At 63.4% G+C, this 9,846-nt stretch carries 11 protein-coding genes and 1 other RNA gene; 6 read left to right on the plus strand and 6 right to left on the minus strand.

Translation table 11 applies throughout. The features are described from left to right. A partial coding sequence (locus tag EOA28_RS13220) for a 5-formyltetrahydrofolate cyclo-ligase (protein WP_281060901.1) occupies window positions 1-332 on the minus strand: 332 nt, incomplete at its 3' end. Between the two features lie 82 nt (window positions 333-414). After that, window positions 415-570: non-coding RNA, 6S RNA (ssrS, locus tag EOA28_RS13225), on the minus strand. Between the two features lie 163 nt (window positions 571-733). On the opposite strand from ssrS, the gene EOA28_RS13230 reads away from it, so the two are divergent. The 6 genes from EOA28_RS13230 (at window position 734) to msrB (ending at window position 4,950) form a co-directional block, all read left to right on the plus strand. Continuing rightward, entirely contained in the window at window positions 734-1,573 is an 840-nt protein-coding gene (locus EOA28_RS13230) for a MoxR family ATPase (RefSeq protein WP_127249627.1), read from the plus strand. Between the two features lie 173 nt (window positions 1,574-1,746). Beyond that, window positions 1,747-2,193, plus strand: coding sequence for a GNAT family N-acetyltransferase (locus EOA28_RS13235; RefSeq protein WP_127249628.1), 447 nt, complete (start codon window positions 1,747-1,749; stop codon window positions 2,191-2,193). A gap of 63 nt (window positions 2,194-2,256) precedes the next feature. Then, entirely contained in the window at window positions 2,257-2,451 is a 195-nt protein-coding gene (locus EOA28_RS13240; protein ID WP_127249629.1) for a type II toxin-antitoxin system HicA family toxin, read from the plus strand. 11 nt (window positions 2,452-2,462) lie between these two features. Next, entirely contained in the window at window positions 2,463-2,867 is a 405-nt protein-coding gene (locus EOA28_RS13245) for a type II toxin-antitoxin system HicB family antitoxin (protein WP_126080719.1), read from the plus strand. 10 nt (window positions 2,868-2,877) lie between these two features. Next, window positions 2,878-4,068, plus strand: a complete 1,191-nt coding sequence (locus EOA28_RS13250; protein WP_127249630.1) for a VWA domain-containing protein — start codon at window positions 2,878-2,880, stop codon at window positions 4,066-4,068. Window positions 4,069-4,545: 477 nt separating this feature from the next. Beyond that, a complete protein-coding gene (gene msrB, locus EOA28_RS13255; protein WP_127249631.1) occupies window positions 4,546-4,950 on the plus strand; it encodes a peptide-methionine (R)-S-oxide reductase MsrB in 405 nt (134 codons plus the stop codon). 135 nt (window positions 4,951-5,085) lie between these two features. On the opposite strand, the gene EOA28_RS13260 is transcribed toward msrB, so the two are convergent. The 4 genes from EOA28_RS13260 to pyc all read right to left on the minus strand — a co-directional run bounded on the left by EOA28_RS13260 (window position 5,086) and on the right by pyc (window position 9,726). Continuing rightward, the gene (locus EOA28_RS13260; RefSeq protein WP_127249632.1) at window positions 5,086-5,382 is read right to left on the minus strand and encodes a hypothetical protein; all 297 of its coding nucleotides are present in this window, start codon (window positions 5,380-5,382) and stop codon (window positions 5,086-5,088) included. Between the two features lie 9 nt (window positions 5,383-5,391). Next, entirely contained in the window at window positions 5,392-5,832 is a 441-nt protein-coding gene (locus EOA28_RS13265) for a hypothetical protein (RefSeq protein ID WP_127249633.1), read from the minus strand. Between the two features lie 23 nt (window positions 5,833-5,855). Then, a complete protein-coding gene (locus EOA28_RS13270; RefSeq protein ID WP_040991643.1) occupies window positions 5,856-6,116 on the minus strand; it encodes a DUF2312 domain-containing protein in 261 nt (86 codons plus the stop codon). A gap of 151 nt (window positions 6,117-6,267) precedes the next feature. Beyond that, window positions 6,268-9,726: a pyruvate carboxylase gene (gene pyc, locus EOA28_RS13275; RefSeq protein WP_127249634.1), complete on the minus strand. Its 3,459-nt coding sequence runs from the start codon at window positions 9,724-9,726 to the stop codon at window positions 6,268-6,270. Window positions 9,727-9,846: the final 120 nt, after the last annotated feature.

Raw genomic sequence — 9,846 nt, forward strand, 5'->3', positions numbered from 1 at the left:
TCTTCATGCGGCCCGACCGTGCCGAAGCCCATCTCGACCATCGGCGCGCCGCGCACCAGCTCGCGAAAGACGATCGTGGTCTTGTCCAGGATCGCCGGCAGGCAGAGCCTGGCGCCCTTCTCGCGCAGCGCGAACATCAGCGGCCGCACATCGACCTCCGAGCGCATCGGCCAGAAGCCGGAGACGATGCGGCCGGGCTCGAAGTCGATTTTCTCCTTTGCCGTCTCGGCCATTTCGAGCGCGATCTCGACGCGCCAGAATTCGTCCAGCGCATCGCGGCGCGCCAGCGCTTCCTTGCGAAGCTGTTTCTTCAGGTCTTTCGGTGAGGTCATGCTCAGACGCTAGAAAGGGCCGGGATTCTATGGAGTCTTAGGAACGACGTTTTCTAGCGCATGTCTCCCGAAATCGGGAGAGTGACGATCCACACAACCGGTGGAGAGGTCGATCCCGGGTGCCTACAAAGTAGGTGGGCGCCGTGTGAGAAAACCCACGGGTCTTCCCAGGGACAGCTCCCTAAGGATCGATAAGGCCCCGGGGATAAGTTTCTCCTGCCGGGAAGCGCAGACCGCCGAAAGCAAATATAGGCCGGTGGGTGGCCGAGCGCCAGAGAAACGGATGGGCGTTTGAGCGTTATTTGCTTGGTCGGCTATCGCCAAGGCGGACCACTTTGGCTTCGAAGCTTGCGCGCATGCGCGTGGCTCCTTAGGGTCGCCGCAAATCGCCAGGAGAGAAGATGCGTTTCGAAGGCACCGCGGCTTACGTCGCCGACAAGGATCTGATGGTGGCGGTCAATGCGGCAATCGCGCTGGAACGGCCCTTGCTGGTCAAGGGCGAGCCCGGCACCGGCAAGACCGAGCTCGCCCGCCAGGTGGCGTCGGCGCTCGGACTCGAGTTCATCGAATGGAACGTCAAGTCGACCACCAAGGCCCAGCAGGGCCTTTACGAATATGACGCCGTGTCGCGGCTGCGCGACAGCCAGCTCGGCGACGAACGTTTCAACGACATCGCCAACTACATCAAGCGCGGCAAGCTGTGGGACGCCTTCGCGGCGCGAAAGAAAGTCGTGCTTTTGATCGACGAGATCGACAAGGCCGACATCGAATTCCCCAACGACCTCCTGCAGGAGCTCGACCGGATGGAGTTCTTCGTCTACGAGACCGGCGAGACGATCCGCGCCGAGTTCAGGCCGATCGTCATCATCACGTCGAACAATGAGAAGGAACTGCCCGACGCCTTCCTGCGCCGCTGCTTTTTCCACTATATCCGCTTCCCCGACGTCGACACGCTGCACCGCATCGTCGAGGTGCATTACCCCGGCATCAAGCAGAACCTGGTGCGGGCGGCCCTCACCCAGTTCTACGAGATCCGCGAGGTGCCGGGCCTGAAGAAGAAGCCCTCGACCTCCGAAGCGCTCGATTGGATCCGCCTGCTGGTCGCCGACGACATCGCACCAGAGGATTTGCGCGCCGAGCCGAAGAGCATGTTGCCGAAACTGCACGGCGCGTTGCTCAAGAACGAGCAGGACGTGCATTTGTTCGAGCGGCTGGCCTTCATGGCCAGACGGCAGCAATAACGCATGTCGCCCAGAAGTGTGGAGCGGTTCTGGGACAACGACATGCGTAAAAACAAGGAGCTGAAGCGCGTCGCGCTTTAGCCGCCAGCAATAGCGCTTTCCCCTTCTGTGGACCGTTGCCGGCAAGCGGCCGCAGCGGCAGCTTCGAGTCAAATTCAAATATCGGAGGAAAAATGTCCGAGATCACCATCCGCCCGCTCGCACAGTCCGATCACGCCGACTGGCGCCGGTTGTGGACGGCCTATCTCACCTTCTATGAAACCAAGCTGCCGGAAGAGGTCTACGCCATCACCTGGAAGCGGCTGTTCACCGACGGTGAGTTCGAGCCGAAAGGTTTCATCGCCACGCTCGACGGCAAGGCCGTTGGGTTGACCCATTACCTCTACCACCGCTCCGGCTGGTCGGAGAAAAACAACTGCTATCTGCAGGACCTGTTCGCCGACCCGGAGGTGCGCGGCAAAGGCGTGGGCGCCGCGCTGATCAAAGCGGTGCAGGACGAGGCCGGCAAGATCGGCGTGAAGAACGTCTACTGGATGACGCACGAGACCAACGCCACCGCGCGCCGGCTCTATGATCATGTCGCGCGCCGCACGGGTTTTATTGAATACGATCTGCTGTAATCATGGTCAGTGGTTGAAATGATAGAAATTGCGCAATATATTGCGCATATAATAGGGAGCGCGATGCCGCTGATAGAGACCAATACGCGCAAGATTGTTGCGAGACTTCTGCACGAAGGTTGGTTGAATGTCGGTGGCGGCAAGCATGAAAAGTGTGAGCATCCGGAAAGGCCGGACGCTATGATCATCGTGCCCCGTCATCGCGAACAGTCTCCGGGTGTGGCGCGTTCGATCGCTCGACTTGCCGGATGGATTTGAGGACGATCCACATGACGCACTATGTCGGAGTACTCGACGGAGCCGACGATGTCTGGGGCGTGCGGGTGCCCGATCTTCCCGGTTGCCACGGCGGCGGGGCAAATCCCGAGGAAGCAATCGCCGACGCGACGTCGGCCATGCGTGAATGGGCTGAGGCCCGGATAGCAAAGCAGCTGCCGATGCCTGCCCCTCGCACGATGACGCAATTGCTGCGGTCAGGCGAGATCGATAGCACCGCCGGCGAATCCGCGGTGATGATCCCCGTGCTGATCGATTCAGGAAGACCTGTCCGAGCCAATCTGTCCCTCGATGCTGGTCTGTTGGCAGCAATAGACGAAGAAGCCGGCCGGCGCGGCCTTACCCGCTCCGCGTTCATTGCAAGCGCGGCACGCGAGAAGATCGAGGGGCACAGATAGCAGCCCAACCATGTTCATCCCCTTCTTCCTCGAACTGAAGGCAGCGCGGGTTCCCGTTTCGCTCAGGGAATATCTGTCGCTGCTGGAAGGGCTGGAAGCCGGGCTGGTCGATTATGACGTCGAGGCTTTTTATTACCTCGCCCGCGCGGCCCTGGTGAAGGACGAGCGCCATATCGACCGTTTCGACCAGGTCTTCGCGCATGTCTTCAAGGGCGTCGAGGCGCTTGGCGGATCCGACGCCGTCGATGTCGCCAACATCCCCGAGGAATGGCTGCGCCGGCTGGCCGAAAAGCACCTGACCGAGGAGGAGAAAAAACTGGTCGAGGCTTTGGGCGGCTTCGATAAGTTGATGGAAACCTTGAAGCAGCGGCTCGAGGAGCAAAAAGGCCGGCACCAGGGCGGCTCGAAATGGATCGGCACCGGCGGCACCTCGCCCTTCGGCGCCTATGGCTACAATCCGGAAGGGGTGCGCATCGGCCAGCATGAAAGCCGGCATCGCCGCGCGGTGAAAGTCTGGGACAAGCGTGAATTCCAGAATTTCGACGACACCGTCGAGCTCGGCACCCGCAACATCAAGGTGGCGCTGAAGCGGCTGCGCCGCTGGGTGCGCGAGGGCGCCGAGGAGGAGTTCGACCTGCCCGGCACCATCCATGCCACCGCCGAGCACGGTTATCTCGACGTCAAGACACGGCCCGAGCGGCGCAATGCCGTGAAGCTTTTGATGTTTTTCGATGTCGGCGGCTCGATGGACGACCACATCCGCGGTGTCGAGGAGCTGTTCTCGGCCGCCCGTGCCGAGTTCCGCCAGCTCGAATATTTCTACTTCCACAACTGCCTCTACGAGCGCGTCTGGAAGGACAACCGGCGGCGGCTGGCCGAGACGATCCCGACCTTCGACCTGATCCACAAATACGGGCCGGACTATAAGGTGATCGTCGTCGGCGACGCCTCGATGAGCCCCTACGAGATCGCCCATCCGGGCGGCTCGGTCGAGCACTGGAACCCGGAGGCCGGCAGCGTGTGGCTGGTGCGCTTGTTGCAGCAATGGCCGAACGCGATCTGGCTGAACCCGGAAGCCGAGAAGAACTGGCGCTACACGCACTCGATCGCCATGATCAGCGAGATCTTCGGCGGCCGCATGTTCCCGCTGACACTGGCCGGGCTGGAAGCCGCGACCAGGCAGTTGTCGCGCAAGCATTAGTTCCCCGGCACAGGGATGTTGACCGGTCGGCTCCGTTCGCATTGGCAGGCGGCATGCTTTGGAGATTGGCCGAAACGCCCATCGCGATCGTCATTCCAGGGCGGAGCAAGGAGCGAAGCGACGCGCGCAGACCCTGGAATCCATGCCGTTACCTTCGCCGAGGCCTGCAACGGAGCAGAATTCTGCACCGTGGCGGCGCTTCCAAGTCACGGAATGGATTCTATGGTCTGCGCCGCGTCGCTTCGCTCCTTGCTCCGCCATAGAATGACGAAGTTGGGGCGGCCTCGACCAATCCCCGGCGCTTGCGCCGATTTCACGGGCCTGAGCAGAAAGTCTTGCGCCAAGACAAACGGCAATCTTTCAAAATCCGTGTATCAGGGATTAGCCCGCTTTCGCTGGCGGCACGTGTAACAAACGCCTATGTTCCGACGAATACCCGTTGCAAGCAACAACGAGCCGCCAAGGCGAGGAGATTTCATGGACGCCCACGCCTGTCCCGTCACCCGCACCGATGCCGAGTGGCGCGCCCGGCTGACGCCGGAGCAGTATGCCGTCATGCGCAATCACGGCACCGAGCGCCCCGGCAGCTGCGCCCTGCTCTATGAGAAGCGCGCCGGCACTTTCTATTGCGTCGGCTGCGACCAGCCGCTGTTCGAATCCAAGCTGAAGTTCGAGAGCGGCACCGGCTGGCCGAGCTTCAACGATCCGGTCCCGGGCTCGATCGAGACCACTGTCGACCGCAGCTACGGCATGGTCCGCACAGAATGCCACTGCTCGCGCTGCGGCAGCCATCTCGGCCATGTCTTCGAGGACGGCCCGCCGCCGACCGGCCTGCGCTATTGCATCAACGGCGTGGCGCTGCGCTTCGAACCGGCGACCTGATATCCCGGAAACAACTCCCAAAGGGCGGCTTCGGCCGCCCTTTTTCGTCTGGAGCGATTCCAGGTAAAGTGCGACGCGGTTAGGTTCGGCGCCTTCGCCGTAGCCTTCCGCCCGGAATTGCTCCGGGAAAGATCATCATGCCACGACCGTCGCGATCAGCCAGAGCGCCGAACCCAGCATCATCAGCTGCGCCTTGAACCCGCCGCTCTTCTCCGCCGTGCGCCAGACGGCGATGGTCAGGAAGATGTTGTAGGGAACAGGCAGTAAATGCACCGCCAGCACCAGCCAGAGCGGCAGCTTCAATCCAAGCAGGATCAGCGCAAGCGCCGACGAGGCGATGCTCAGGATCGTCGCGACGAGCAGCATGTCGCGCCAGAACAGCCGGTCGAGCGGCGCTTCACCCCTCCAGCGCGTGCGGAAAAAATCCGTCATCCCGGCGGCCTATCTCCGCCCCAGGACGTCGGTCACGGCTTCTTCGAAGCGCGAGCACTCTGTCACCAGCCAGTCGGTCATGGCCGGCCAGTTGTCCTCGGCATAGCAGTTCACATGCCATAGCGAGTTGATGCCGAGACCTTGCGAGCTCTGCTCGGGCTTGAGCTTCAGCTTCGCCTCGATCGCCGGCTGGAACGGCTTCAGCCGCGACCATGAGTCCGTTGCCCCGAACTTCTCATTGCGCCCGAAGAAGACGCCGACATGGTTTTGCGCCGGCGCGACATACATCGAAAGCACCAGGGCGAAATCCGGCAGCCCGCGCTGCCAGAACCAGGGCCCGCGCCTTGCAAGCGTGGCTCTTTCCTGCGGATGCCGCTCGGCGAACAGGGCCCAGAAGCCGCGATGGCGGAACTCCGAGGCGCGGCGGCCGCCGAAGTCGAATTCGGTCATGACCGGCTGCCGGCCAAGAGGGCTTACACCATGCCGAGAGCGGCCTTGTAGAGGTCGAGGATCGACTCCTCTTCCTGCCGCTCCGCCTGGTCCTTCTTGCGCAGCCGCACGATGGTGCGGATCGCCTTGGTGTCGAAGCCGGTGCCCTTGGCCTCGGCATAGACATCCTTGATGTCGTCGGAGATCGTCTTCTTCTCTTCCTCGAGTCGCTCGATGCGCTCGATGATGGTGCGCAGCTGGCCGGCGGCTACAGTCTGGCTGGTCTCGGTGATTTCGTCGGCCATTTTCTCTCCGCGTCTTCTGAAGCCAGGGCGATTCCCGCCACGGCGAATTGGAGCGGGTTCCCTGCCCGACCGGGCGCGGCGGGTCAAGACACTTGTCGAGCGGCTGTGGACGGCTGCTGTCAGCCGCCCGCCAGGCATGACGATCCGACCGTCATTTAAAGGCTATGAGCAGATCCTTCGCGTCGATCTGGTCGCCGGCCTTGACCAGCACTTCGGCGATCTCGCCGTCGCGTTCGGCGTGCAGCGCGGTTTCCATCTTCATCGCCTCGATCGACAAGAGCACGTCGCCCGCCTTGACCGCCTGTCCAGGCGCCACGGCAAGCGCCGAGACCACGCCCGGCATCGGCGCGCCGACATGCCCCTCATTGCCGGGCTCGGCCTTGCGGCGCGCCTTGGCGGCGGAAGCGCCATGCGCGCGGTCAGGCACCTTGACGCGGCGCGGCTGGCCGTTGAGCTCGAAGAAGACCGTGACCATGCCCTTGTCGTCGACATCGCCGAACGCCTGGCAGCGGACCACCAGCGTCTTGCCCTTCTCGATGTCGAGGAAGATCTCGTCTTCCGACTTCATGCCGTAGAAATAGGTCGGTGTCGGCAGGACGCTCACCGGCCCGTAGGTCTCCTGCGCGGCAGCGAAATCGGTGAACACCTTCGGATACATCAGCCAGGAAGCGAACTCATACTCCGAGAGCTTGCGCTCGAGCTTCGTCTCGATATCCTTGCGGCTGGCCTTGAGGTCGGCGGGCTTCAGCAGCGAGCCGGGCCTGACCGTGATCGGCTTGTCGCCCTTCAACGCCTTCTTCTGCAGCGCCGCTGGCCAGCCGCCGGGCGACTGGCCAAGATCGCCGCGCAGCATCGACACGACCGAATCCGGGAAGGCGATGTCCTTGGCCGGGTTCTCGACATCGGCGACGGTGAGATCCTGGCTGACCATCATCAGCGCCATGTCGCCGACCACCTTGGATGACGGCGTCACCTTGACGATGTCGCCGAACATCAGGTTGACGTCGTGATAGGCCTGCGCCACCTCATGCCAGCGTGTCTCCAGCCCGAGCGAGCGCGCCTGTTCCTTGAGGTTGGTGAACTGGCCGCCCGGCATCTCGTGCAGATAGACTTCCGAGGCGGGCCCCTTGAGGTCGCTCTCGAAAGCCGCGTACTGGTTGCGCACCGCCTCCCAGTAGAAGGAGATGTGGCGGATCCATTGCGGGTCGAGACCGGGATCGCGTTCGGTCCCCTTCAGCGCCTCGACGATCGAGCCGAGGCAGGGCTGCGAGGTGTTGCCGGAGAAGGAATCCATCGCCGCGTCGATGGCGTCGGCGCCGCTCTCCACCGCCGCCAGCACCGTCGCCGCCGAAAGGCCCGACGTGTCATGCGTGTGGAAATGGATCGGTAGGTCGGTCGCCTCGCGCAGCGCCTTGAACAGAACGCGCGCCGCGGCCGGCTTGAGCAACCCGGCCATGTCCTTGACGGCAATGATGTGGGCGCCGGCCGCTTCCAGCTCCTTGGCCAGCCCGACATAATATTTGAGGTCGTATTTCGCCCGCGCCGGATCGAGGATGTCCCCGGTGTAGCATATCGCCGCTTCGACCAGCTTGCCCTCGGCGCCGACCGCGTCCATGGCGACGCGCATGTTCTCGACCCAGTTCAGGCAGTCGAAGACGCGGAACAGGTCGACGCCGCCGCTTGCCGCCTGTTTGACGAAATGCTGCACGACATTGTCGGGATAGTTGGTGTAGCCGACGCCGTTGGCGCCGCGCAAAAGCATCTGCAGCAGCAGATTGGGCGCCGCCTCGCGCACTTTGCCCAGCCGCTCCCAAGGGTCCTCGGTGAGGAAGCGCATGGCGACGTCGAACGTCGCGCCGCCCCAGCATTCCAGCGACAAGAGTTGCGGCAGGGCGCGCGCATAGGTGCCGGCGATGCCGACAATGTCATAGGTGCGCATGCGCGTGGCGAGCAGCGACTGGTGGCCGTCGCGCATCGTCGTGTCGGTGACCAGCACCTGGCGCTGCGCCCGCATCCAGGCGGCGAATTTCTCCGGGCCGAGCGCATCGAGCCTCTGCTTGCTGCCGTCTGGGATATGGCCGTTGAGATAGGGCACCACGGGTGCGGCCGCATTCGCCTTCGGCGCCGGCCGGCCGCGCGTCTCGGGGTGGCCGTTGACGCTGACATCGGCCAGATAGGTGAGCAGCTTGGTGGCGCGGTCCTGCCGCTTCACCTGCTCGAACAGTTCCGGCGTCGTGTCGATGAACTTGGTCGTGTAGGAATTGTCGGCGAAGCGCGGGTGGTTGATGATCGCTTCGAGGAAGGTGAGGTTGGTGGCCACACCCCGGATGCGGAACTCGCGCAGCGCCCGGTTCATGCGCGAAATCGCCTCGCCGGGCGTCGGCGCCCAGGCCGTCACCTTTTCGAGCAGCGGATCGTAGAACCGGGTGATGACCGCGCCCGAATAGGCGGTGCCGCCGTCGAGCCGGATGCCGAAGCCGGCCGCCTCGCGATAGGCGGTGATGCGGCCGTAGTCCGGGATGAAATTGTGCTCCGGATCCTCGGTGGTGATGCGGCACTGCAGCGCGTGGCCGTTGAGCCTGATGTCCTTCTGCGCCGGCACGCCTGATTGCTTGGTGCCGATGGCGAAGCCGTCGAGGATATGGATCTGCGCCTTGACGATGTCGATGCCGGTCACCTGCTCGGTGACGGTGTGCTCGACCTGGATGCGCGGATTGACTTCGATGAAGTAGAACTTGCCGGTGTCGGCGTCCTGCAGGAACTCGACCGTGCCGGCGCCGATATAGCTCGTTTCGCGCGCGATCTTGAGCGCATAGCCGCAAAGCTCCTGGCGCAGCTCTTCGCTCAAGTAAGGCGCCGGCGCGCGCTCAACGACCTTCTGGTTGCGGCGCTGGATCGAACAGTCGCGCTCGAACAGATGCACCGCATTGCCGTGGGTGTCGCCCAGCACCTGGACCTCGACATGGCGGGCGCGCTCGATCAGCTTTTCGAGATAGACCTCGTCCTTGCCGAAGGCGGCCTTGGCCTCGCGCTTGCCTTCCATCACCTCGCGCGCGAGGTCTGCCTCGGCACGGATGGCGCGCATGCCGCGGCCGCCGCCGCCCCATGAGGCCTTCAGCATCACCGGATAGCCGATCTGAGCGGCGAGCTTCTTGACCTCGTCCATGTCGTCGGGCAGCGGATCGGTTGCCGGCACGACCGGCACGCCGACCTCGATCGCCAGGTTGCGCGCGGCGACCTTGTTGCCCAGCCGGCGCATCGTTTCCGGCTTCGGGCCGATGAAGGTGATGCCGGCTTCGGCGCAGGCCTCGGCGAATTCCGGGCTTTCCGACAGCAGGCCGTAACCGGGATGGATGGCATCGGCGCCCGACAGCCTGGCGACCCGGATCACCTCCTCGATCGACAGGTAGCTCTCGATCGGCCCCATGTCCTTGGCGAGATGCGGCCCGCGTCCGACTTGGTAGCTTTCATCGGCCTTGAAGCGATGCAGCGAATATTTGTCCTCCTCCGCCCAGATCGCCACGGTTTTGAGACCGAGCTCATTGGCCGCGCGGAACACGCGGATGGCGATTTCGGACCGGTTGGCGACGAGGATCTTCGTGATGGCCAAGGACTGGGCTCCAGCAGCGTAAAGGAGGTGAACGGCGCAATGATTAACGTGAAAATGCTGCAGCGCAAACAAATTTGCGCGACACCTAAAACGGTTTAACTCGCTTGTTTGCGGCAGGCG

This window comes from Mesorhizobium sp. M2A.F.Ca.ET.067.02.1.1 (assembly GCF_004023285.1).
Taxonomy (GTDB): domain Bacteria; phylum Pseudomonadota; class Alphaproteobacteria; order Rhizobiales; family Rhizobiaceae; genus Mesorhizobium.